Source organism: Pseudoduganella sp. jia 9, assembly GCF_055502615.1.
The window spans coordinates 263383-285858 of the sequence record NZ_JBUPWE010000013.1 but is presented as its reverse complement, the minus strand read 5'-3'; the positions used below and the strand labels follow the sequence as shown (position 1 = coordinate 285858).

Here is a 22476-nt window from a genome sequence, read left to right as displayed (position 1 = left end):
GGTTCATCGCACTTTGCCGGGGAACGCATTCTTGATTTTCAAGAAGAAGTAGGATGCGTCCCGGAATCCGTAAGCCATGCGTTTGATCACTTTGATGCGATTGTTGACGCCTTCCAGGATGGATGAGTTCATCGGATAGATGGCCGAAGCCAAGATACCGCGCCGGTATTTGGCCAAGCGTTTAGCGAACTGGATCAGCGGTGCGATCTGGCTTTCCAGGGCGAGCTTGAGCCAGGTTTTCCATCGACGAGCACCTTCCCAGGCCGATGGCGCATACCAGATCTCTTTCAGTTCGGTCTTGAGCAGGTAGACCGTTGCCAAGGGCTGGTTGGCGGCGAGCAGTTCGTCAAGTTTGATCGCCTGGTCGGTTTTGAGATTGTCGCGATTACGCAGCAAAAGCCATCGGCTGCGCTTGATGACCTGACGGGCTTTTGGCTCTGCACGTAGTGCATTGGCTTGATCGACCCGTACCCGGTCAACGACTTCGCGGCCAAAACGGGCCACGACATGAAATAGGTCGTAGACCACCTCGGCATTGGGGCATTGCTGGCGCACTTCGAGATCCATAGCCGTGTTCATGTCCATCGCCACGGCTTCAATCCGCTGGCAGCCTTCCGGTCCCAGCATCTCGAAAAATGGCCGGATCGCTTCCCGGCTATTGCCTTCTCCAACCCACAATACGCGCATCCGTTCAGCATCGAGCGCGACAGTGGCATAGCGGTGTCCCTTGTGCAGGGCGAATTCGTCCATCACCAGGCGCCGTACACCCTCTGCTGAGAAGTCAGCATGCAAGTGCTTCAAGCGCCGATGATCGATCTCTTTGACGGTATGCCAGTGTAGGCCGGTCAGCCGGGCCACATGTGCTATCGGAAGCAGTTGCGCCAGCGCCTCGACCCACAGGCGCACACGATGCGTAATGCGTGAACGCCGGTCAAGCCAGACAATGTGCTCGGCAACCCGTGCATTACAGTGATGGCAGTCCAGTCGCCGCACTGGCACATCAAGCCAGACGCGTTTGTCCAGAATATCGCGGTCGCGCACCTTGCGTCTTCGGCGCTCATGCACCAAGGCGCAAGGCTGGCGGCACGACCCACACAAAGCATCACTTGTCGGACAGGGTTCGAGAACGATCAGCAGGGAACCGTCTTTCTGTTCTTGGACGGAGTCGAGAATATGGCCTTCCCAAAACGGGAGAGACGACATAGCATTGAGCATGGCGGTGGTTTGAAAGATTGACTTGTTTGGCGACTATCAATCTACCAACTTCAGACCCCCGCCACCACTTCCTGCTCAGATCGTCAATCCCGTCTTCCCCCATTCCCCGCGAAGAACCAAAAAAAGGCGCTGTTCGCTTTAAATCGGTGAACGTCCGACCAGAACCACTGTCTGACCTCCTGTTGAGATACTTCATGTATATCAGGAGGCGCAATGGGCGCGGCCGATGTCAGCGTGGTGTTGAAGGTGCTGGAGCAAGTCCAGCTTTCCGATGCGGAAATCGCTCTTTTGCAGGGCGTTCTCGCCGATCTTGTATTACCCGGCCACTGCCTGCGGCTGATCGAGGAGGCTGCGGGCAACCGATCGTGCCCCGACTGCGGCGGCAAGCGGTGCCACCGCTGCGGCCAGGCCAACGGCTTGCAGCGCTATCGCTGCGTCGCCTGTCGGCGCAGCTTCAACGCCCTGACCGGCACGCCACTGGCTCGCCTGCGATTGCGCGACAAGTGGCTGGCCTATCTGCAATGCCTGATTGAATCGGCCACGGTCCGCGAGGCTGCCGCGCGCGTCGCAGTGGCAAAATCCACCAGCTTCCGCTGGCGCCACCGCTTCATTGCCGCCGTGCGGCAGGAGCCGCGTCCGCAATTGTCCGGCATCGTCGAAGCGGACGAAACTTACCACCTCGAATCGCAAAAGGGCTCGCGGAACCTGGACCGCCCGCCCCGCAAACGCGGCGGCAAGGCGCGCTTGCGGGGCATCAGTGCGGAACTGGACTGCATCCTCGTCGCTCGCGACCGCAACCGGCAAACCTGCGACTTCGTCACCGGCCGCGGCCCGGTGACCGCCGAGCAGTTGGCGAAACACTTGCTGCCAGTGCTGGCGATGGACGTGATGCTCGTGAGCGACGCGGCCAGTGCCTATAAAGCGTTTGCGCGGCAGGCCGGCATCACACATGAGGCGGTCAACGTCCGGGCCGGCATCCGGGCGCGCGGCGCCATCCACATCCAGGGGGTGAATGGCTGGCATAGCCGCTTCAAGACCTGGCTGCGCCGGTTCAATGGCGTGGCCAGCCGCTACCTGGCCAATTACACGGGCTGGCAGCGCGTGCTCGACGCCGCCCGCCTGACGGCGCCCGCGCATTGGCTTCAGTCTGCCGTGGCCGCTAACCACTAGTGCTGCCCGACGGCATGCGACAGCGACCGGCATGGAAAGTTCCGTACCGCTGGGAAAAACCGACTTCACGCGAACAGCGCCAAAAAAAAATCCGCGGCAGGGGGCCGCGGGCGAATTGGAGGAAGGTCGTTCAGGCGCGTGCCGGGCGGCGGCGGCCGATCATCATGGCGAACAGGCCGGTACCGACGATCGCCAGCGAGGCCGGCTCAGGTATTTCCTGCTGCAGCGCACTGACCAGCGTGTTGTGCTGCACCGTGATCTGGTAGTCGTGGTTGGCGAGCAGCGGATCCGACATGCTCTTCAGGTGAATCGTGCCGGTGGCGGGCTGGTACAGCGACGTGCCAGTGTTGCCATGCGTGCGGCTGACGATCGCCATGCCGTTGATCTCGGCGGGCGCATAGTGGAAAACGGACAGGCCGGTGTCGATGTCGATGATGTTGACGCTCCAGGAAATGCGCGCGTTCGCGGTGGTGATGGGGCGGCCTTCCGGCGATGCGTACGCCATCGCAAACGGCGTGGCGTCGAACGAGAACGTCATCGAACCTTCCTTGTCGAGCCGGAACGCCATCGTGTTCGAACTGCCGACCGAGGAGTTGCTGTTGGCGAACTGCATATTGTAGGAAGTGGCCGCGTCGGCCCGCGTCTGCGAGCGCGCGCCGGCCGCCGCGCCGTTCACCGAGATGGCGGAGCCCATGAAGTACTGGTCCGCGTAACCGAAATTCCCGCTCATCGGCAGCAGCGAGTGGTACGGCGTGAAGTTGTTTTCGCCGAAGGCGGGGCAGGGCGCTCCCACGCACTGGTGCGCCACGTTGGGCGTGGGGCCGATCGCCGATTTGCTCTTGATGACGTCGTTCAGCGAAGCGGTGGCGTGCGCATCGTTCACACCGATGAGCTTGGAGAAGTCCGTGTTCTTGTACACGGTGCCGTTGGAGTGCGAGATCTTGAAGTTGTTGATGTCGAGGATGGCCGAGGCGAACGTGCCGGCGCTGGCGAACGGCGTGCAGAACGTGGCGGCCGCGGCTACCGCGAGCAAGCGAAATGGCGATGGCAATGGAAATGGAAACGGTAACGCTGTGCTGGATCGACTCATTTTTATGCCCCTGGAGGTTGGCTGGTTGGCGTGGACCGGTGCGGACCGGCTGCTGTCTCCAGAGCAGAAAATGTACCAGGGAAATTTATGTTGCAATTTCAATGGGTTGACGGTGCTGAGGCCGCTTTCGCCGCGCAAGTGCAAGAAATGCCGACGGTCGCGTAAGGTGGCACACTTGGCAGCAAGGGGCCAGCATGCAATCGACTCTGGTAATTATCAAAACGGTCTGGCATAATCATGCCTCTTCTGCGGGAGTAGCTCAGTTGGTAGAGCGCAACCTTGCCAAGGTTGAGGTCGAGAGTTCGAGACTCTTCTCCCGCTCCAGGATTCAAGACGGCAGCCTTCGGGCTGCCGTTTTACGTTCCGGCGTCGATGTCGGAGCGGATCACGGCTCCGCTTTTCACGGCTCTCGTTCGCAGCCGGCCACCTCCCTGCGCCGCGGTTTCAAAAGTGTTGTTTCTCGGCACTATTGGGCATTGCCTTAATGTTCAGGAACGGCCGTGCGCACGGTTTTCTCGCCTATACTGCGTTCCATCGGGCCGCCTGGCGGCCAGCCATTGATGACCCGGGGATCACAGATGAAAAGCGTACAGCAGGATATTGACGAACGCACCAATCTCACCAACACGAACAAGTTCGAACTGCTGCTGTTCCGCCTCGGCGGCGACGAGAACGGCGACCGTTCCGAGCTGTACGGCATCAACGTGTTCAAGATCCGCGAGATCGTGGCGATGCCGCCGGTAACCGCGGTGGCCGGCGCGCAGCCGCACATGCTGGGCGTGGTCAACCTGCGCGGCCAGATCATCCCCGTGATGGACTTGCCGGCGATCGTCGGCGTCAAGCCGAAAACCGGCCTGAACATCATGCTGGTGACGGAATTCGCCCGCACCACGCAAGCCTTCGCCGTGGAGTCCGTGGACGAGATCGTGCGCCTGGACTGGAGCCAGGTGTTGACCGCCGAAGGCAGCAACGCGACCGGCATGGTGACGTCGATCGCCCGCCTGGATGGCGACACCAGCGGCACGCGCCTGGCGCAGGTGCTGGACGTGGAAACGATCCTGCGCCGCATGGTGCCGGTCGAGGGCAAGGAAGTGGACCCGGAATCGATTCCCACCATCGCGCTGAAGCAGGGCGCCTTCATCCTGGCGGCCGACGATTCCGTGGTGGCGCGCAACCTGATCGAGCAGGGCCTGCAGGCAATGCACGCGCCGTTCGTGATGACCAAGTCCGGCAAGGAAGCCTGGGACAAGCTCAACAGCATCGCGGTCGGCTGCAAGGCCGAAGGCATCGAAGTCAGCGAGCGCGTGGCGCTGGTGCTGACCGACCTGGAAATGCCGGAAATGGATGGCTTCACGCTGACCCGCAAGATCAAGCAGGACCCGCGCTTCTCGAAAATCCCGGTGGTGATCCATTCTTCGCTGTCCGGCAAGACCAACGAGGATCACGTCAAGGGCGTGGGCGCCGATGCCTACGTGGCCAAGTTCGTGGCCGAGGACCTGGCAACTACCATCAAGAGCGTGCTGCACAAGAACCAGCCTTAAGCCTTCGCCATAAAACAAACTGGGGACGTACCCCTGTTTCTCGGAAAAATTGCCGAGAAACAGGGGTACGTCCCCAGTTTTTTGGGTGCTATGATTGCCTTTCCATTAACTGGTAACCAAAGTGGGAGGCAAGCGTGGCAGCAAAAACCATCCTGTTCCTGACCGGCGATTTCGCCGAGGACTACGAAACCATGGTGCCGTTCCAGGCGCTGCAGGCCGTCGGGCATACCGTGCACGCGGTCTGCCCCGGCAAGAAGGCCGGCGACAAGATCAAGACGGCGATCCACGATTTCGAGGGCGACCAGACCTATACCGAAAAGCCGGGCCACCAGTTCGCGCTGAATGCCGCGTTCGACGACGTCGACGTGGCGAACTACGATGCGCTGGCCATCGCCGGCGGCCGCGCGCCGGAATACCTGCGGCTGGACCCGCGCGTGATCGACATCGTCAAGGAGTTCGCCGACGCCGGCAAGCCGATCGCCGCCGTATGCCACGGTGCGCAACTGCTGGCCGCCGCGGACGTGATCCGCGGGCGCAGGATCAGCTGCTATCCGGCCTGCGCGCCGGAGGTGAAACTGGCCGGCGCCGAATTCGCCGACATCGCCGTCGATGCCGCCGTCACCGACGGCCAGTTCGTCACCGCGCCGGCCTGGCCCGCGCACCCGCAATGGATCGCCCAGTTCCTGCGCAAGCTGGGTACCGAAATCAGGCTTTGACCCCCTGCCGCCGTACCGGAATCCGCGCCGGCCGCCGCATCAGGCGGCCAGTTGCGGCGCGTGCCAGCGCAGGTGGTCTTCGATGAACGTGGCGATGAAGTAATAGCCGTGGTCGTAGCCCGCGTGCCGGCGCAGCGTCAGCGGCTGGCTCGCCTTCGCGCAGGCCGTCTCGAACAGTTCGGGTTTCAGTTGCTCGTGCAGGAACTTGTCGGCCAGGCCCTGGTCGATGAGGATCCCGTGCGGGAACGGCGTGCAGCGGTGCGCCATCAGCACCGTGGCATCGTGCTCCGCCCAGGCGAATTCGTCCGCACCCAGGTAGCCCGTGAATGCCTTGCGCCCCCATGGGCACTGGCTCGGGGCGGCGATCGGTGCGAAGGCCGATACCGACTTGAACAGGTCCGGCCGGCGCAGCGCCAGCGTCAATGCGCCATGGCCGCCCATCGAATGCCCGAAGATGCCGATCCGGTCGGCGTCGACCGGCAGTTCGCGTGCCACCAGGTCGTGCAGTTCGTGCAGATAGCTCTCCATCCGGTAATGCCGCGCCCACGGTTCCTGCGTTGCGTCGAGATAGAAGCCGGCGCCCGCGCCGAAATCCCAGGCATCGGTTTCGCCGGGTACATTGGCGCCGCGCGGGCTGGTGTCCGGCGCCACCAGCACCAGGCCCAGTTCCGCCGCCACGCGCTGGGCGCCGGCCTTGATGGCGAAGGTCTCCTCGGTGCAGGTCAGCCCGGCCAGGTAGAACAGCGCCGGCAGCCTGGCCCCTTCGGCATGGGGCGGAATGAAGACGGAGAAGCGCATCGGCAGGCCGGTCGCCTGCGCCTCGTGCGTGTAGAAGCGCTGCACGCCGCCGTGGCATGCGTGCTCGCTGACCAGATCCAGCATGATTATCCTCTTGGCATATCGATAAGTGTCCGCATTGTACTGCACGTCCGAGGTGTGCGACGTGGCGCGTGATCTTGCTATATAGTCATCGAACGGATGAGTTTTCCTTGCATCACCGGTCATAATCAACTACATTCGCGCAAATGTAGTTCCCGCCGATCCTGCCCGGCCCAAGTATTCAACAACAGGAGGAACCTTATGCCAGATTTCCTGGTAATGTCGGCCGATCTCGCCTGGCCGCTCGCTGTCCTGCTCGCCTGGCTTGCCGGCGAATTCATACATCGCTGGACCCGCCTTCCCCGTATCAGTGTATACGGTCTCGTCGGCTTCCTGTGTGCCCAGGCATTCCCCGACCTGTTCGCCACGGAAGCGGGCAATCCCGTCATCGTCATGGCCAACGTCGCGTTCGGCCTGATCCTGTTCGAACTGGGGTATCGCGTCAACCTGAACTGGCTGCGCGTCAATCCGTGGGTAGCGATCTGCGGCCTGGCCGAAACCTTTGCCACGTTCGGCGTGGTGTACCTGATCGCCAGCCTGTGGGGCATGGACACCATGCCGTCGCTGCTGCTGGCGTCACTGGCGATGTCGACATCGCCGGCCGGCGTCCTGCGTGTCATCAACGAGCAGCGCAGCTCCGGGCAGGTCACCGAACGGGTGCTGCACCTGGTGGCGCTGAACTGCGTGCTGGCCGTGCTGACGTTCAAGGTCATCGTCGGCTTCTGGGTATTCAACACGTCCGGCAGCCTGACGCAGGCGATCTCGCTGAGCGCCATCGAACTGGTCATGTCGGCCCTGCTGGGCGCGGTGTGCGGCATGCTGGTACCGGCCGTGCTGCGCCACCTGGGCAACCTGGCGCGCGAGGGCACGCTGGCATTCGCGCTGGTGGTGGTGATCCTCGTCGCGATCACGCATGCCTACGACCTGTCGCCGGTGCTGGCCACGCTGGCCTTCGGCCTGACCGCGCGCCACCGCCGCGTGGCGTTTACCCGCACGCAGCGCAACTTCGGCGCCATCGGCGAGCTGCTGACGATCCTGCTGTTCGTGTTCGCCGTGTCCACGCTGGACTGGAACAACGTCGTCAACGGCGGCATGCTGGCCTTCGTGCTGCTGATTGCCCGCTTCGCCGTGAAGACGGCCGGCGTGGCCGCGTTCTCGCAGCTGTCCGGCATCCCGTGGCGCAAGGGCGTGGCCACCGGCCTGGCGCTGGCGCCGATGTCCGTGTTCGTCGTGCTGCTGCTGGAGCAGACCAAGAACTCCGGCGTCGTGTTCATCGACGAACTGGCGGCCGTGGCCGCGATGACCGTGTTCATGGAAGTGCTCGGTCCCATCATCACCCAGCGCGCCCTGATCTGGGCCCGCGAAACGCCGAAGGAGGGCTAAGCCATGGCACTGGAACCGTTCAAGGAATCGACGCCGCTGACGATGGGCGTGGAACTCGAGCTGCAGCTCGTCAGTTTTTCCGACTACGACCTGACCGCGTCGAGCCCGGACCTGCTGCACCTGCTGGCGCAGAAGCCGTTTCCCGGCCACGTGACGCCGGAGATCACGGAAAGCATGATCGAAATTAACAGCGACGTGCACACCCGCCACAACGAGCTGCTGGCCCAGTTGCACGAGGTGCGCGACACGCTGGTCGATGCGGCTGAGCGCCTGAACATCGGCATCTGCGGCGGCGGCACGCACCCGTTCCAGAAATGGGTCGACCGGCGCATCTTCGAGAAGCCCCGCTTCAAGGAAGTGTCGTCGCTGTACGGCTACCTGGCCAAGCAGTTCACCGTGTTCGGCCAGCACGTGCACATCGGCACCGGCAACGGCGACAACGCGCTGTTCCTGCTGCACTCGCTGTCGCGCTACCTGCCGCACTTCATCGCGCTGTCGGCTTCCTCGCCGTTCGTGCAGGGCGGCGACACGCTGTTCAACTCGGCGCGGCTGAATTCCGTGTTTGCCTTCCCGATGAGCGGCCGGGCGCCGTTCACGCTGTCGTGGGACGATTTCGCCAACGGCTACTTCGCGAAGATGGAGCACACCGGCGTCATCAAGAGCATGAAGGACTTTTACTGGGACCTGCGGCCGAAGCCGGAATACGGCACGATCGAGCTGCGCGTGTGCGACACGCCGCTGACGGTGGAGCGCGCCGCCGCGCTGGCCGCATACCTGCAGGCGCTGTGCGCCTACCTGCTCGACCGGAAAGACGAAGCGCCGGCGGAAGACGATTACCTGGTCTACAACTACAACCGCTTCCAGGCCTGCCGCTTCGGGCTCGACGGCACCGTGGTGCACCCGAAGACCTATGAAAGCCTGTCGCTGCGCGAGGACATCCTCACCACGCTGCGGCGCATGGACCCGTATGCCGAGAAGCTGGGCGGCAGCGCCGCGCTGAACCATCTGATGCAGGTGACGCACACCGGCAGCGACGCGCAATACCTGCGCGACCAGTTTGCCGCCAGCGGCAGCGTGGAAGGGATCGTCGACGCCGCCGTGCAGCGCTTCCGCGGCCGGCGCTGACAAAAAAATAGGGACGGACCGGATCGCCGGACCGCCTGTTTTAGAGGAAATTTCCTAGAAAACAGGGTCCGTCCCCAATTTTTTGCCTGAGCGCCGTACCGCCCAACTTAAGGAAACATTTTTACTTCAGAAGCGCGTCTCGCGGGCGACGCGCAGGAAATTGTCGAGGATGCCCGTGCAGTCGAGCAGTTCCTGGCCGCCGGCGCGGTGGAATTCGGGGTGCCACTGCAGTCCCATCACGAATGGCGCCTTGCGGTAGCGGATGGCTTCGATCATCTGGTCGGGCACCGACAGCGCCTCGATCTCCATGTCGCGGCCCAGCGTTCGCACGGCCTGGTGGTGGATCGAATTCACCACGCCGCCCGCGGTTTCCTTGAACAGCTTGGCCAGCGACGAGCCGGGCGGAAAGCTGATCTCGTGCCGGTGCCGGTCGTAGTCGTCGTGCACGTGGGGCATGGCGGTCGGCACGTCGGTGGCGATGTCCTGGTACAGCGTGCCGCCGAACGCCACGTTGATCAGCTGGCAGCCGCGGCAGATGCCCAGCACCGGCTTGCCGGCTTCCACGAATTCATGCAGCAGTTCCAGCTCGTACATGTCGCGCGCGCGGTCGCCGCTCCATTCGGGGCGCGTGGGCGCCTCCGAATAGGTCTGCGGCGAGACGTCGGCGCCACCTTGCAATACCAGGCCATCGAGGTGCCGCGCGTAGTCGCGCAGCCGGATATTGGACGGATGCAGCAGCCCGCTGGTGTTCACGGTGGGGATCATGAACACCAGCACGTCGCGCGACATGACCCAGTGCGCGATCGACTCTTCCAGGTATTGCAGGTTCTTGCTGCGCAACCCGGTGGCACCTTCCTCGGGATGGAAGATGCGGGCCGAGATGCCGATGCGCAGCGGCCGCTGCATCACGCGCCGCGACAGCGACGCGGCCAGCCGCTGGTAGCGCGCACGGATTACCCGGCCCCACAATGTAAATACCGAATCGCCGGGATCCAGGTAACGTGGCGAATCTTCCTTGCGGCGGCTGAACTCCCGGTCTGCCCCGCGCCGATCCTGCCGGCGCTCGTCTTCCATGCTGTTCCTTTACATCGTGAAGGGCAATGGCTGCAGGCCGAACCCTTCGTCCAGGTCTTCGATCGATTCCAGCAGGCCCTGCAGGCCCGCGTTCAGGCTGGCCAGATCGGCTCCGTCCAGCTTCGCCAGCGCTTCCGGCAACAGGCCGCGCGCCGGCTTTGGGGCGGCCTCCAGCAAGGCCTGCCCCGGCGCGGACAGTGCCAGTTTTACCACACGCGCGTCATCGGAGTCGCGCGTCTTGACGACGTAGCCCTTCTTTACCAGGCCGTCGAGCAGGTTGCTGGTGGTGGTCTGCGCGATGGCCAGGCGCGCCGTGATCTGGCCGACGCGCAGCCCCGGCGCGTCGGCCAGCTCCTGCATGATCCACAACTGCGCGCCATTCACGCCGCACTGTTTTTCGACCCACAGCGAGTGGCGCTGCGCCGCCCGGATCACGATGCGCAGCTTCTGCAGCGCCTCCAGGTGCGGCGACGGCGCGCTGGCTGCCGCCGTATTGTCGTGTTTCTCGGTACCGCTCATGGCTTGCGCTTCTCCCTTGCTACGTGGCATAAATATATTTTTGGGAATATAATTTGAGTTTCGTCCATCCAGTTCCCGTTCCGGCGGCCGTCTTCCCAGCTGTCTTGCGGCTGTCAGACTGAAGAAACGCGCGGGAGGCCTGAATGGTTTACTCAACTGCACATTGCCGGCTGCTACGTCAGCCGCACTCCGTGCCTGCCGGTTTATGCCCGCAGGCCCGGCAGGGCATTCCCGGCGCGCGCCCGCGCCGCCGGACACCAGTAAAGAGCCAATGAAGGAGATCAGTCCCGCACTGCGCAGCTTCATCCTGACGCTGCCATCCGTCCCGTTCCTGGAAGCGCTGTTGCTGCTGCACGGCGCGCCCGGCCAGATCTGGACCGCCGAAGCCATCGCGCAACGGCTTTACCTGCAATCTGTCGCCCGGGCCGACGCCATCGTGCGCGAACTGGCGGCGCGCGACTTCTGCGCCTGCACGCCGGACGGCCACCTGATCTACCGGCCGGCGGACGAGGCGCTGCACGCGCTGATCGCCGAACTGTCGCGCGAGTACCAGCACCGGCTGATTGAGATCACGAAGCTGGTGCACGGCTGACCGGCGGGCTGTCCAGTGCGGCCGCCATGTCGCGCAGCGCCGCCTTCAGCACCTTGCCGGTGGCGCCGGCGGGCAGCGCGGCCAGCACCACCACGCGTGCCGGTACCTTGTACGCCGCCAGTTGCCCGGCAAGCCAGGACGCCAGCTCGTCCGGCAAGGCGTCGCCGGCCGCGCCGCGCACTTCGACGAAAGCGACCGCTTCCTCGTCGCCATCGGCCGCCGGGCGGCCCACCACCGCCGCCTGCGCCACGCGCGGGTGCGCGTTCAGCAGCGTTTCCACTTCCAGCGGGTAGATCTTGAAGCCGCTGCGCACGATCAGTTCCCGGGTGCGGCCGACGATGAACAGCGCGCCGCCGTCGCCGCGGCGCACCACGTCGCCCGTGTTCAGCCAGCCGTCCGGCGCCAGCACGGCGGCGGTCTGCGCCGCGTCGCGGTAGTAGCCCAGCATCACATTCGGGCCACGCACCCACAGTTCGCCTTCCTCCGCGCCGCCGGCGATGCGTGTTTCGAGGCCGGGAATCGGCCGGCCCACCGAGGTGTCGCCGCGCGGCGCGTCCAGGTCGGTCTGGCTGATCGTCGGCGCCGTTTCCGTCATGCCGTAGCCGTTGTGCAGCGGCAGGCCGAACGCCGCCTCGATGCGCGCTTTCAGCGCCGGCGTCAGCGGCGAGCCGCCGGCGTAGATGAAGCGCAGCGTGGAGGGCACCTGCCCGCCCGCCGCCTCGAGCAGGCGCGCATACAGCGCCGGCACGCCCTGCAGGATCGTGATGCCGGCGCTGCGCAGCATGCCGAGCAGGCCGGCTGGCGTAAAACGCGGCACCAGGTGCAGGCACGCGCCCGCGTGCAGGGTGCCGAGCAGCACCGAGGCCAGGCCGTAGACGTGCGACAGCGGCAGCACGCCGCAGGCGCGGTCGTCCGGCGCCAGGCGGCGCAGCGTGGCGGAAGCGGCCGCCACGTACAGCAGGCTGCGGTGCGACAGCATCACGCCTTTCGGCCGCCCCGTTGTGCCGCTGGTGTACAGCAGCGCGGCGCACTGGCGGGCGCCGTCCGCGTGCACCGGCTCGGGCCGCGCCGCGCGGTTCAGCGGCCCGGCCAGCCAGGCGCCGACCGGCGCCGGCCCCGCCAGGTGCGCCGCGCCATGCCTGGCGCCGTGCGCCGCGGCATCGGGCGACACGCCATCCGTGTAGAACGCCAGCCGCGCGCCGCAATGGTCGAGGATGCCGTCGACTTCGCGCGCCGACAGCCGCGCATTCACGCAGACGATCCAGGCGTCGCACAGCCCCGCGGCAAATACCAGGCAGACCTGCGCCAGCGCGTTTTCGCCGATCACCGCCACGCGGTCGCCGGGCCGCACGCCGAGCGCCGCCAGTTGCGCTGCCGTTTCCCGTACCGCCCGCCACAGTTCGCCATAGCCGATGTCGCGGACGCCGTCGTGCAGTGCCGGCGAATGCGGGTGCCGCAGCGCGCGCGCCGCGAGGAGGCCGGCCAGGCGGTCCGGCAGGGCATGGGGCATCGTTGCTTGCATGATGATAGGCGGCGCGGCGTTCATTGTCCTGAACAGACGGGAAGGGGCAGTGGCAAGGGCGGGCAGTGTGCCGCCAGGGCATGGTGCTGTCAACCATCGCGCTGGCCAGGCCGAAACTTTTGCCGATCCTGTGGTCAAAAGCTGTATTTCCCCCGCGCGATCGACAGGCAGTGCTTAACCTTGGCGCATGATTGGAGTAGACTTCAGTGCCTTCAATACAACGACATTTCTCCATGCCGCAGACCCCCACGCCGCAGGGCAGTGATACCGATCCCGTGGTCAGCCGCAGCCACCTCCGTTTTCCCGTCGTCGGCCTCGGTGCCTCGGCCGGCGGCCTGCAGGCGCTGATGCGCTTCTTCGAGAACGTGCAGCCTGGAAACGGCATGGCCTTTGTCGTGATCCTGCACCTGTCGCCGAAGCACGAGAGCCTGGCCGACAACGTGCTGCAGCGGGCGACGTACATGCCGGTGATCCAGGTCACCGAGCGGTTGCCCATCGAGCCCGAGCACGTGTACGTGATCGCACCGAACCAGCAGCTGTCGATGGATGACGGCAGCCTCGGCGTCTCGGAACTGGCGCGCACGCCCGGCCATCACGTGGCGATCGACATCTTCTTCCGCACGCTGGCGATGGCCCACCGCGAACGCGCCTTTGCCGTGGTGCTGTCCGGCACCGGTTCCGATGGCGCCGTGGGCATCGAGCGGATCAAGGAACAGGGCGGCGTGGCGCTGGCGCAGGAGCCGTCCGATACGGAGCACGACGGCATGCCGGTCGCCGCGATCGGTACCGGCATGATCGACTTCGTGCTGCCGGCCGACGAGCTGCCGGCCAAGCTGGCGGAGCTGTGGGAAAACGCCCGCCACATCCAGCTGCCGCCGGCCGGCGACGGCGACGCGGCGATCGGTCCGCCACCCGTGGAGGAAGAACGGATCGACGACGAGGCGGCGCTGCAGAACGTGATCGCCATGCTGTGCGCCCACACCGGCCACGACTTCCGCAACTACAAGCGTGCCACCGTGCTGCGCCGCATCGAACGCCGCCTGCAGGTGAAGGGCGTGGCCACCTTGCCCGAGTATGCCCAGCTGCTCGACCGCGAGCCGGGCGAATTCAAGGCGCTGCTGAACGACATGCTGATCGGCGTGACCAATTTCTTCCGCGACCGCGACGCCTTCGAGGCGCTCGAGCGTGAAATCATTCCGGAACTGTTCCGCGACAAGCTGCGCGGCGAACAGGTGCGGGTGTGGGTTGCCGCCTGCGCCACCGGCCAGGAAGCCTACTCGGTGGCGATGCTGCTGGCCGACTATGCGCTGCAGAAGGAACGCCCGCCGGAAATCCAGGTCTTCGCCTCCGACATCGACGAGCATGCGATCAGCACCGCGCGCGCCGGCGTCTATCCGGCCTCGATCGTGATGGATGTGCCGCCTTCGCGCATGCGCCAGTTCTTCACCAAGGAGGACGACCGCTTCCGCATCCGCAAGACGATCCGCGACCGCATCCTGTTCGCCTCGCACAACCTGCTGCGCGACCCGCCGTTCTCGAAGCTGGACATGATTTCATGCCGCAACCTGCTGATCTACCTGAACCGCGACGTGCAGCTGCGCGTGCTGCAGATGTTTCATTCGGCCCTGAAGCCGGAGGGTTTCCTGTTCCTCGGCTCGTCCGAATCGGCTGACGCGGCGGCCGAGTTCTTCGTACCGTTCGACAAGAAAAACCGTATCTACCGGGCGCGCCCGCTGTCCCGCGCGGCGCGCTACGTACCGGTGCTGTCGCACGCGCCAGTCAGCCGCGTGCCCGAATTGTCGCAGGCCGGTGCCGGCGTGCGCCGCCAGTTTTCCTATGCCGAAGTGCACCAGCGCGCACTGGCCAAGTTCGCGCCGCCCAGCCTGGTGGTGGACCGCGAGACCAATATCGTCCACATGTCCGATTCCGCCGGGCGCTTCCTGCGCCACGTGGGCGGCGAGCCGTCGCGCAACGCGCTGGCGCTGGTCCTGCCGGAACTGCGGCTGGAGCTGCGCACGGCCTTGTACCAGGCCCAGCAGAGCGGCCAGAGCGTCGAGGGCCAGCGCGTGCCGGTCCGGCGCGACGACCAGGACTACTTCGTCAGCATCGTCGTGCGGCCGTTCAGCGACGGCGGGGCCGGCATGGATTTCATGCTGGTCATGTTCGACGAAGCGCTGGCAGGCGACGGCGGCGGCGCACCGGTCGTGGCACTGCACAAGGACCTGGTGGTGGACCAGCTGGAAGCGGAACTGCAGCGCAGCAAGGAAAAGCTGCAGGAAACCATCGAGCATGCCGAAGTCTCCAACGAGGAGCTGCGCGCGTCGAACGAGGAACTGCAGGCAATCAACGAGGAACTGCGCTCGGCCACCGAGGAACTGGAAACCTCCAAGGAAGAGCTGCAGTCGGTCAACGAGGAACTGATCACCGTCAACTACGAGCTGAAGGTGAAAGTGGAGGAAACCGGCAAGGCCAACGACGACCTGAACAACCTGATCGCCTCGACCGACATCGCCACGATCTTCGTCGACCGGGCCATGCGCATCAAGCGCTTCACGCCGCGCGCGGCCGACATCTTTTCGATCATCCCCACCGACATCGGCCGCTCGCTGCTCGACATCACGCACCGGCTCGAATACGACCAGCTGGCCGGCGACGTGTCGTCCACCTTTGAAACGCTGCGTCCCGTCGAGCGCGAAGTACGCAGCAGCGAGGGGCGCTATTACATCGTGCGCCTGCTGCCGTACCGCACCACCGAGGACAAGATCGAGGGTGCCGTGATGACCTTCTTCGACATCACGCGGCGCCGCGAGGCGGAAGAGCAGGTGCGCAACGGCGAGATGTGGATGCGGCTGGTGGCCGAAAGCACCGACGACTATGCGATCGTCACCACCGATGCCGAAGGCCTGATCACCAGTTGGAACAAGGGCGCCGAGCGCACCTTCGGCTGGACCGAGGAGGAGGCGCTGGGCAGCAGCCTGGACATGATCTTCACCCCGGAAGACCTGGCCGGCGGCGCGCCAGGCGACGAGCGCCGCCGCGCCGCCGAGGAAGGGCGCGCCGAGGACGAGCGCTGGCACCTGCGCAAGGACGGTACGCGCTTCTTCTGCGCCGGCGTCACCACGCCGCTGCACAACGCCCAGTTCCGCGGATTCGCCAAGATCGCCCGCGACCAGACCTCGCGCGCCCAGCAGGAACGGCGCCGCGAAGCCGCGCTGTGGTCCGAGCAGGCCAGCCGCACGCAGGCCGAGACCGACAGCGCGCTGAAGGACGAATTCCTCGCCGTGATGTCGCACGAGCTGCGCCACCCGCTGAACCTCATCTACATCAATGTCGAACTGCTGTCGCGGCTGCCCGCGGTGCGGCAATCGCCGCCGGCACTGCGGGCCGCGTCGATCATCCGCAATTCCGTGGCCAGCCAGGCCAAGATCATCGAAGACCTGATGGACATGTCGCGCGTCAATACCGGCAAGCTGGCGCTGGCGTGCCGCGAGGTCGACCTGGCCGACAGCGCAACGCGCCTGGTCGAGGTGATGCAGGCCGATCCCGTGGTGGAAGGGCTGACGCTGCGCGTACTGCTGCCCGACGATCCGCTGGTGGTGTCGGCCGACCCGGTGCGCATCGAGCAGGTAATGCTGAACCTGCTCAGCAATGCGGTGAAATTCACGCCGGCCGGCGGCACGGTCACCTTGCGCCTGGTGCGCGAGGACGGCATGGCCCGGCTGGACGTGACCGATACCGGCGCCGGCATCGCGGCCGAACACCTGCCGGACGTGTTCCGCATGTACCGCCAGGGCAGCGCGCAGACGGTGCGCAGCAAGGCCGGGCTGGGCATCGGCCTGGCCCTGGTGCGCCAGCTGGTCGAGCTGCATGGCGGCCGGGTGGAGGCCGCGTCGGACGGACCGGGCAGGGGCAGCCGCTTCACGGTCTGGCTGCCGCTGGTCAACGAGGCACCCGCCAGCGATACGGCCGGTGCGTCGGCCGAGGCGGGCGCGCTGGCCGGCCAGCGCGTGCTGATTCTCGACGATACCGAGGACACGGCGGAAACCTTCCAGGCGCTGCTGGAACTGGAAGGCGCCGAGGTGCATGTGGCCACCACCGCCCGGCGCGCCCTCGAGCTGCTGAAGGAGCAAACCGTGGACCTGGTGATTTCCGACCTGTCGATGCCGGACATGGACGGTTTCGAGTTCATCCAGGCGGTGCGCGCCCAGCCTGCGTTCGAGCGGCTGCCCGCCATTGCGCTGAGCGGCCTGGCGCGCGACCAGGATGTGCAGCGCGCGCGCAATGCCGGCTTTTCCGACTTCATGACCAAGCCGGTCACGCTGGAATTGCTGAACGAACGGGTCGTGCGCCTGCTGCCCCCCAGGTAGCTTCCAGCGAGCCTGTGTGTTCCACCGCACTGACCGCGCGGCAGGGCACAGGCACCCTTGACAGATGAACCAGCGCCCCATCTTTGCCGCGGATGACGCGGTCGTCGTCGGCGCCTCCACCGGAGGCGTTGCCGCATTGCAGACTTTCGTCTCCACATTGCCCCCGCAGTTCGCCGCGGCCGTGCTGGTCGTGATGCACATCGGGAATCACGACAGCATCCTGCCGTCGCTGCTGGCCCGCTCGGCGCGGCTGCCGGTGCGCAACGCGCGCGACGGCGACGTGCTCGAACCCGGTCGCATCCTTGTCGCGCCGCCCGATTTCCACCTTCTGGTCGCGCGCGATCCGGACCCCCGTAGCGGCCATACCCGCGTGCTGCTGGCGCGCACCGCGCGCGAGAACCATGCGCGGCCCGCGATCGACCCGCTGTTCCGCTCGGCCGCCGCAGCCTTCGGGCCACGCGTGATCGGGGTGATCCTGACCGGCATGCTCGATGACGGCACCGCCGGCCTGCAGGCCATCAAGGCGTGCGGCGGCAGGGCGATCGTGCAGTCGCCCGACGAGGCGCAGGCGCCGGACATGCCGGAGAGCGCCATGCGCAACGTCGAGGTGGACCGCGTGCTGCCGGTCGCCGACATCGGTGCGGCGCTGGAACACATGCTGGACGAAAGCCTGGCCGCGGCGCGCGGGCGGCCGCGCGAGGTGCCCGAATGGGTGCGGCTGGAAAACCGTTTCGCCGTCGAGGAAAGCGACATGGAAACTCTGTCACGGATCGGTACGCCATCGACGTTCACTTGCCCCGAATGTCATGGTACGCTGTGGGAAATGCATGGCCAGGTGCCGACGCGTTTCCGCTGCCATACCGGGCACGCGTTCACCGAACGCCACCTGAGTCAGCAGCAGAGCGTGGCCGTCGAGGAATCGATGTGGTCGGCGGTGCGGGCCCTGGCGGAAAAGGAAAAGCTGCTGCGGCAGATGGCGCAAAGCGCGCTGGCCCTGGGCCATGCGCAGACTGCGGCCGATTACCTGCAGCAGGCCGCGGCTACGCAGCGGGACGGCGAAGTGCTGCGGCGCCTGCTGACTGTCGAAGGCAGCACGGCGGAACCCGCGCCATGACCGCCGCAATGATCTACGCAATGATCCAGGCGGTGATCGATGTGATGATCACCGCGGCAGTAAATTGAACAAGCTTTCCTGCCAGCCGAAGCGGCCAGCCCGAACCGATAAAGTTGCGAGCGAAGGCGCGGCCGGACGTTGCAAATCAGGCGGGTGATGTCCTACACGCGCTGTCGTTGCGTTCCTATACTTGCACTTTTTCTAAACGTTCATGATGTGCATGCCGGTGTTACACGGTCTCTACCGTAATGGGCGTCGGCGTCCATTGAACCGATTAGGAGAAAGTAATGTTTGCACACAATAAGCGTCTGCAATACACCGTGCGGGTCAGCGAACCGAATCCTGGCCTGGCGAACCTGATGCTGGAGCAGTTCGGCGGCCCGCAGGGCGAACTCGCCGCGGCGATGCGCTACTTCACGCAAGCCGTTGCCGAGGACGATCCAGGCCGCAAGGACATGCTGTTCGATATCGCCACCGAAGAGCTCAGCCACCTCGAAGTGATCGGTAATATCGTCTGTATGCTGAACAAGGGCGCCAAGGGCCGGCTGTCCGAAGCGGTGGACGAGGAGGGCGAAATGTATCGCCGCATCACCGGCGCCGGCAATGACAGCCACATCACCCAGGTGCTGTATGGCGCGGGCGCGCCGCTGACCAATTCGGCCGGCGTGCCGTGGACGGCCGCCTACATCGACTCGATCAGCGAACCGACCGCCGACCTGCGCTCGAACATCGCCGCCGAGGCGCGCGCCAAAATCGTCTACGAACGCCTGATCGCGCTGACGCCCGACCCGGGCGTGCGCGAAGCGCTGGGCTTCCTGATGACGCGCGAGATCGCCCACCAGAAATCGTTCGAGAAGGCGCTGTACGCGATCCAGCCGAACTTCCCGCCGGGGAAAACCGCCGGCCGTCCGGAATTCGCCAGCGTGTACTACAACATGTCGCAGGGTGGCCCGGAGCTGAACGGCCCGTGGAACAGCGGCGAGAAGTGGCAGGTCGTTTCCGACCGCGACCAGCAGGTGGGCGTGGACGGCGGCGGCGGCGAAGCCAGCGTCACGCTCGATGCCGCCGATGCGGAACTGCTGAACCAGATGGCGATCCGCACGATGTCCGACCCGAGTGCCGATCCCCTGACCGGCGCCGAGCTGGGCATGACGGCCGACCCCGGCTCGATCGACTCGGCGTCCGCCGCGGGCGGCAGGATTCCGTCGACGCCGGACGGTTCCGTCCCGCACGCGAGTCCCGACGGCCTGACGAGGTCCTGACATGCCGCTGGCGCGCGTCCTCCCCGTCTGGCGCTATGCGCTCGGCGCCGCGATCTGCCTCGGCGGAGCGCTGGCGCTGCTGCATGAAATCGTCAGCGGCGTGCAGGCGTTCGACGCCAGCGTGCATGGCGCATTGCTGGGCGGCGCCACCGCCGCCCTGGCGACGGCACTCGGCACCTTGCCGGTGCTGCTGTCGCAGAATTTCTCGCAGCGGACCTACGATGCCTTCCTCGGCTTCGGCGCCGGCGTGATGCTGGCCGCCACGTCGTTTTCGCTGGTGATCCCGGCGATCGCGGCGGCCAGGGGCGAAGGGTCCGGCGCGTTCGAGGCCAGCGCGATCACCGGCGGCGGCATCCTGCTCGGCATGGGCCTGGTATTGCTGCTCGACCGGCTGGTGCGCGAACAGAACATCCTCGAAGGCGTGGACGCGGCGCGCAGCGATTCGCTCAAGCGCGCCTGGCTGTTCGTGGCAGCGGTGGCGATCCACAACCTGCCGGAAGGGCTGGCGATCGGCGTCGCCTATGCCGGCGTCGACGTGACCAAGGCGCACAGCCTGGCGACAGGCATCTCGATCCAGGACGTACCGGAAGGCCTGGTGGTGGCGCTGGCGCTGCGCACGGTCGGCTACGGCCGGCTTTTCGCGTGCGCGCTCGGCATTGCCTCAGGGCTGATCGAACCGGTGGCCGCCGTGGGCGGCGCCGTGCTGATCGAATACGCCCGCTGGATGCTGCCGTGGGGCCTGGCGCTGGCGGCTGGCGCGATGCTGTTCGTGATCGCCCACGATGTGATTCCCGAATCGCACCGCCATGGCCATGCGAAAAGCGCCTCGTGTTCGGTGGTCGCCGGGTTCATCCTGATGATGGTGCTCGATACGGCATTGGCCTAGCGGCACCGCCTGCCTGGAAAGGAAACGCCGCGTCCAGCGCGGCGTCCCTGTTTGAAAAGCCTGCGGGGGATCACACCTTGGCTTCCAGCCCCGGCATTGCCGCGCGGGTAAGAAACGCGTTGGTCGTACCCGGCAGGTGGTCGAGCACCCACTTCGCCATTGCCACTTCCTGGGCCAGGATCTGCTGGCACACGTCGCGCGTCGCCATGTCGCCGGCTTGCTCGGCGGCGGCAATCAGGACCGTGTAGCTGGCGATTTCCATGTTCTCGAAGATATAGCTCTGCAGCGAGTTCTTCACCACTTCATCCTCGACCGCCATGCCCATCGCGGCCTGGCCGAAGGCCATCATCTTCATCGACAGATCCTTCAGCACGGACGGGCTGCCGCCCAGCCGCGCGATGCATTCTTCCAGTTGTGCCTTCTGCCATTCCGTTTCCTCCAGGTGCTGCAGCACGCGCGCCTTCAGCGTGCCGTAGTGCACGAGCCGTTCGGCCTGCGCCTTCAACATCGTTTCGGCCTGCTGTTCCATTGCATGCGCATCGCGCAGCCAGTCGAGCAGGTGGTCGCGAGGTTCCTTCGTTGCCATGTCGTTCTCCCGGTGTCTGATTGGTCGGTGGTGTCGCGAACGGCGCACGTGCGCCGGCCAACGCATGATGGCGGCAGGTCCGCTCGCGCGGTATAGGAACGGACCGTCGGCGGTTGTAGGAAAATCGGGTAGGTCAGGCCACCCGGTCCAGCAGGCGTATTACTTCCGCTTCCTCGATTTGCGGGAATACTTCGTAATGCCGGCTGACGGAGAGGAAGTTGAACGGCGTGGCAAGCACCGCCACGTCGTCGCACAGCGGCGCAATCAGTGCCACGGCGTCGCCCGAGGCGACGGGCGCGCAGGCGACCAGCCGGCGCGGCTGCCTGGCGCGCAGCACGCGCAGGGCGGCCGCCATCGTCGAGCCGGTGGCCAGGCCATCGTCGATGACGAGCACGATACGGTCGCGCACCTCCGCGGACGGGCCGTACGCGGCGCGGCGCCGCCGCATCAGCGCCACCTGTTCGCGCACCTGGGCGTCGACCCACTCCATGCCGGTACGGGTGCGGTGGAAATAAGGCGCCAGTTCGACGGTGCCGTGTTCGTCGACGGCGCCGACGGCGAGTTCGGGATCGATCGCGGAAGGAATCTTGCGCACCATGACCACGTCGAGCTCGCCTTCGACGCGGTCGGCGACGATGCGGCCCATCGGCACGGCACCGCGCGGAATCGCCAGCACCAGCGGCTTGCTGCCGCGCCAGCGCAGCAGGCGCTCGGCCAACAGCTCGGCGGCCTGGGCACGATCGCGGAAGGGCAGTCTTACCAGGTCATCCGGGTCATCCGTGTATTCCATGGTGCGGCCTCGGCGGTCGTGTCGTGGTGTGCGCTGCGTCTTCGAGCATAGCGCGTTCCGGCCAAGGCGCGCGCCACGCAGGGCGCAGGCGCTTGCCTGCGCATGATCCGACGCCGGTACGAGGCGTATACCTACAGCGCTGGTAGCGGCCCGTGCCAGAATCGGCTCCACGAGGAGGGGAAGAGAATGACGACCGCATCGCTGATTACACCTTTCAAGCCTGGCGACCGCGTGCTGGTGGCCAGTGCCGACCATGCAATGGCCGAGGCGCTCGCGCGCACCTTCGGCAACGCCGGTTTTTCCGTGCGCACCGCCTTCGACGGCGTGGCTGCACTCGACAAGGCGCGCGCCTTTTTCCCCACGGCCGCGGTACTGGGCCTGGACCTGCGCTACCTCGACGGCTTCCAGCTGGCGCGGGCGCTGCGCACGATTCCCGGCTGCGCACGGATGCGCGTGCTGGCGCTGCTGCCGCCCGCCATCGCGCTGCTGGACCGGCACCGCTGCTTCGATTACGTGCTGCGCACGCCGCGCACGGTGCATGGCGGGCGGCCGATGTGGGTGGTCGATACCGATTGCCCGGGCATCCGTCCCACGCTGCTCACCTGATCGCCGCCGGCTCGCCGCCCGTGCGGCAGCGGGTGAGCC

19 protein-coding genes and 1 tRNA gene are annotated in these 22476 nt (G+C 65.8%); 12 read left to right on the top strand and 8 right to left on the bottom strand.

Annotated features, from left to right (window positions below):
- Nucleotides 1–3: 3 nt before the first annotated feature.
- Nucleotides 4–1215 carry an ISL3 family transposase gene (locus ACY34H_RS19140; protein ID WP_464975433.1) on the bottom strand — a complete coding sequence of 404 codons (1212 nt, stop codon included), beginning with the start codon at nt 1213–1215 and terminating at the stop codon, nt 4–6.
- Between the two features lie 240 nt (nt 1216–1455).
- On the opposite strand from ACY34H_RS19140, the gene ACY34H_RS19135 reads away from it, so the two are divergent.
- Entirely contained in the window at nt 1456–2385 is a 930-nt protein-coding gene (locus tag ACY34H_RS19135) for an IS1595 family transposase (RefSeq protein WP_464979059.1), read from the top strand.
- Nucleotides 2386–2515: 130 nt separating this feature from the next.
- Here the strand turns inward: ACY34H_RS19135 and ACY34H_RS19130 are convergent, their stop codons facing one another.
- Nucleotides 2516–3418: an EDSAP-1 family PEP-CTERM protein gene (locus tag ACY34H_RS19130; RefSeq protein WP_464979047.1), complete on the bottom strand. Its 903-nt coding sequence runs from the start codon at nt 3416–3418 to the stop codon at nt 2516–2518.
- A gap of 305 nt (nt 3419–3723) precedes the next feature.
- On the opposite strand from ACY34H_RS19130, the gene ACY34H_RS19125 reads away from it, so the two are divergent.
- The 3 genes from ACY34H_RS19125 to ACY34H_RS19115 all read left to right on the top strand — a co-directional run bounded on the left by ACY34H_RS19125 (nt 3724) and on the right by ACY34H_RS19115 (nt 5732).
- Nucleotides 3724–3799: transfer RNA gene (locus ACY34H_RS19125), tRNA-Gly, on the top strand.
- A gap of 254 nt (nt 3800–4053) precedes the next feature.
- A complete protein-coding gene (locus ACY34H_RS19120) occupies nt 4054–5016 on the top strand; it encodes a chemotaxis protein (protein WP_464979046.1) in 963 nt (320 codons plus the stop codon).
- A 134-nt stretch (nt 5017–5150) separates the two neighbouring features.
- Nucleotides 5151–5732 carry a DJ-1/PfpI family protein gene (locus ACY34H_RS19115; RefSeq protein ID WP_464979045.1) on the top strand — a complete coding sequence of 194 codons (582 nt, stop codon included), beginning with the start codon at nt 5151–5153 and terminating at the stop codon, nt 5730–5732.
- Between the two features lie 39 nt (nt 5733–5771).
- Here the strand turns inward: ACY34H_RS19115 and fghA are convergent, their stop codons facing one another.
- The gene (gene fghA, locus ACY34H_RS19110; protein WP_464979044.1) at nt 5772–6614 is read right to left on the bottom strand and encodes an S-formylglutathione hydrolase; all 843 of its coding nucleotides are present in this window, start codon (nt 6612–6614) and stop codon (nt 5772–5774) included.
- A 198-nt stretch (nt 6615–6812) separates the two neighbouring features.
- Here fghA and ACY34H_RS19105 point away from each other — a divergent pair, with 198 nt between their 5' ends.
- Together ACY34H_RS19105 and ACY34H_RS19100 are read left to right on the top strand one after the other, a co-directional pair.
- Nucleotides 6813–7994: a cation:proton antiporter gene (locus ACY34H_RS19105; protein ID WP_464979043.1), complete on the top strand. Its 1182-nt coding sequence runs from the start codon at nt 6813–6815 to the stop codon at nt 7992–7994.
- A gap of 3 nt (nt 7995–7997) precedes the next feature.
- A complete protein-coding gene (locus tag ACY34H_RS19100) occupies nt 7998–9119 on the top strand; it encodes a YbdK family carboxylate-amine ligase (RefSeq protein WP_464979042.1) in 1122 nt (373 codons plus the stop codon).
- A gap of 126 nt (nt 9120–9245) precedes the next feature.
- On the opposite strand, the gene ACY34H_RS19095 is transcribed toward ACY34H_RS19100, so the two are convergent.
- On the bottom strand, nt 9246–10193 hold the full coding sequence (locus tag ACY34H_RS19095) for a gamma-glutamyl-gamma-aminobutyrate hydrolase family protein (RefSeq protein WP_464979041.1): 948 nt from the start codon (nt 10191–10193) through the stop codon (nt 9246–9248).
- A 9-nt stretch (nt 10194–10202) separates the two neighbouring features.
- Nucleotides 10203–10712, bottom strand: a complete 510-nt coding sequence (locus ACY34H_RS19090; RefSeq protein WP_464979040.1) for a MarR family winged helix-turn-helix transcriptional regulator — start codon at nt 10710–10712, stop codon at nt 10203–10205.
- 271 nt (nt 10713–10983) lie between these two features.
- On the opposite strand from ACY34H_RS19090, the gene ACY34H_RS19085 reads away from it, so the two are divergent.
- Nucleotides 10984–11304: a hypothetical protein gene (locus ACY34H_RS19085; RefSeq protein ID WP_464979039.1), complete on the top strand. Its 321-nt coding sequence runs from the start codon at nt 10984–10986 to the stop codon at nt 11302–11304.
- Here the strand turns inward: ACY34H_RS19085 and ACY34H_RS19080 are convergent.
- Nucleotides 11282–12826, bottom strand: a complete 1545-nt coding sequence (locus ACY34H_RS19080) for a class I adenylate-forming enzyme family protein (protein WP_464979038.1) — start codon at nt 12824–12826, stop codon at nt 11282–11284. The genes ACY34H_RS19085 and ACY34H_RS19080 overlap by 23 nt on opposite strands.
- A 233-nt stretch (nt 12827–13059) precedes the next feature.
- Between ACY34H_RS19080 and ACY34H_RS19075 the strand changes: the two genes are divergently transcribed.
- The 4 genes from ACY34H_RS19075 to ACY34H_RS19060 all read left to right on the top strand — a co-directional run bounded on the left by ACY34H_RS19075 (nt 13060) and on the right by ACY34H_RS19060 (nt 20455).
- Complete coding sequence (locus ACY34H_RS19075; RefSeq protein ID WP_464979037.1) at nt 13060–17193, top strand: CheR family methyltransferase; 4134 nt, start codon at nt 13060–13062, stop codon at nt 17191–17193.
- Nucleotides 17194–17257: 64 nt separating this feature from the next.
- Nucleotides 17258–18307: a chemotaxis protein CheB gene (locus ACY34H_RS19070; RefSeq protein ID WP_464979036.1), complete on the top strand. Its 1050-nt coding sequence runs from the start codon at nt 17258–17260 to the stop codon at nt 18305–18307.
- Between the two features lie 287 nt (nt 18308–18594).
- Nucleotides 18595–19569 (top strand): manganese catalase family protein, encoded by a 975-nt coding sequence (locus ACY34H_RS19065; RefSeq protein ID WP_464979035.1) that lies wholly within the window; start codon nt 18595–18597, stop codon nt 19567–19569.
- A gap of 1 nt (nt 19570) precedes the next feature.
- The gene (locus ACY34H_RS19060; RefSeq protein ID WP_464979034.1) at nt 19571–20455 is read left to right on the top strand and encodes a ZIP family metal transporter; all 885 of its coding nucleotides are present in this window, start codon (nt 19571–19573) and stop codon (nt 20453–20455) included.
- Between the two features lie 70 nt (nt 20456–20525).
- Here the strand turns inward: ACY34H_RS19060 and ACY34H_RS19055 are convergent, their stop codons facing one another.
- Nucleotides 20526–21041, bottom strand: a complete 516-nt coding sequence (locus ACY34H_RS19055) for a ferritin-like domain-containing protein (RefSeq protein WP_464979033.1) — start codon at nt 21039–21041, stop codon at nt 20526–20528.
- 133 nt (nt 21042–21174) lie between these two features.
- Nucleotides 21175–21831, bottom strand: a complete 657-nt coding sequence (locus tag ACY34H_RS19050) for a phosphoribosyltransferase (RefSeq protein ID WP_464979032.1) — start codon at nt 21829–21831, stop codon at nt 21175–21177.
- Nucleotides 21832–22017: 186 nt separating this feature from the next.
- Here ACY34H_RS19050 and ACY34H_RS19045 point away from each other — a divergent pair, with 186 nt between their 5' ends.
- Nucleotides 22018–22437: a PleD family two-component system response regulator gene (locus ACY34H_RS19045; protein WP_464979031.1), complete on the top strand. Its 420-nt coding sequence runs from the start codon at nt 22018–22020 to the stop codon at nt 22435–22437.
- Nucleotides 22438–22476: the final 39 nt, after the last annotated feature.

Bases quoted from the DNA above. Each gene is read 5' to 3' on its own strand.
- ACY34H_RS19140 (WP_464975433.1), bottom strand. From the start codon at position 1,215: ATGCTCAATGCTATGTCGTCTCTCCCGTTTTGGGAAGGCCATATTCTC.
- ACY34H_RS19120 (WP_464979046.1), top strand. From the start codon at position 4,054: ATGAAAAGCGTACAGCAGGATATTGACGAACGCACCAATCTCACCAAC.
- fghA (WP_464979044.1), bottom strand. From the start codon at position 6,614: ATGCTGGATCTGGTCAGCGAGCACGCATGCCACGGCGGCGTGCAGCGC.
- ACY34H_RS19105 (WP_464979043.1), top strand. From the start codon at position 6,813: ATGCCAGATTTCCTGGTAATGTCGGCCGATCTCGCCTGGCCGCTCGCT.
- ACY34H_RS19100 (WP_464979042.1), top strand. From the start codon at position 7,998: ATGGCACTGGAACCGTTCAAGGAATCGACGCCGCTGACGATGGGCGTG.
- ACY34H_RS19095 (WP_464979041.1), bottom strand. From the start codon at position 10,193: ATGGAAGACGAGCGCCGGCAGGATCGGCGCGGGGCAGACCGGGAGTTC.
- ACY34H_RS19090 (WP_464979040.1), bottom strand. From the start codon at position 10,712: ATGAGCGGTACCGAGAAACACGACAATACGGCGGCAGCCAGCGCGCCG.
- ACY34H_RS19085 (WP_464979039.1), top strand. From the start codon at position 10,984: ATGAAGGAGATCAGTCCCGCACTGCGCAGCTTCATCCTGACGCTGCCA.
- ACY34H_RS19080 (WP_464979038.1), bottom strand. From the start codon at position 12,826: ATGCAAGCAACGATGCCCCATGCCCTGCCGGACCGCCTGGCCGGCCTC.
- ACY34H_RS19075 (WP_464979037.1), top strand. From the start codon at position 13,060: ATGCCGCAGACCCCCACGCCGCAGGGCAGTGATACCGATCCCGTGGTC.
- ACY34H_RS19070 (WP_464979036.1), top strand. From the start codon at position 17,258: ATGAACCAGCGCCCCATCTTTGCCGCGGATGACGCGGTCGTCGTCGGC.
- ACY34H_RS19065 (WP_464979035.1), top strand. From the start codon at position 18,595: ATGTTTGCACACAATAAGCGTCTGCAATACACCGTGCGGGTCAGCGAA.
- ACY34H_RS19060 (WP_464979034.1), top strand. From the start codon at position 19,571: ATGCCGCTGGCGCGCGTCCTCCCCGTCTGGCGCTATGCGCTCGGCGCC.
- ACY34H_RS19055 (WP_464979033.1), bottom strand. From the start codon at position 21,041: ATGGCAACGAAGGAACCTCGCGACCACCTGCTCGACTGGCTGCGCGAT.
- ACY34H_RS19050 (WP_464979032.1), bottom strand. From the start codon at position 21,831: ATGGAATACACGGATGACCCGGATGACCTGGTAAGACTGCCCTTCCGC.
- ACY34H_RS19045 (WP_464979031.1), top strand. From the start codon at position 22,018: ATGACGACCGCATCGCTGATTACACCTTTCAAGCCTGGCGACCGCGTG.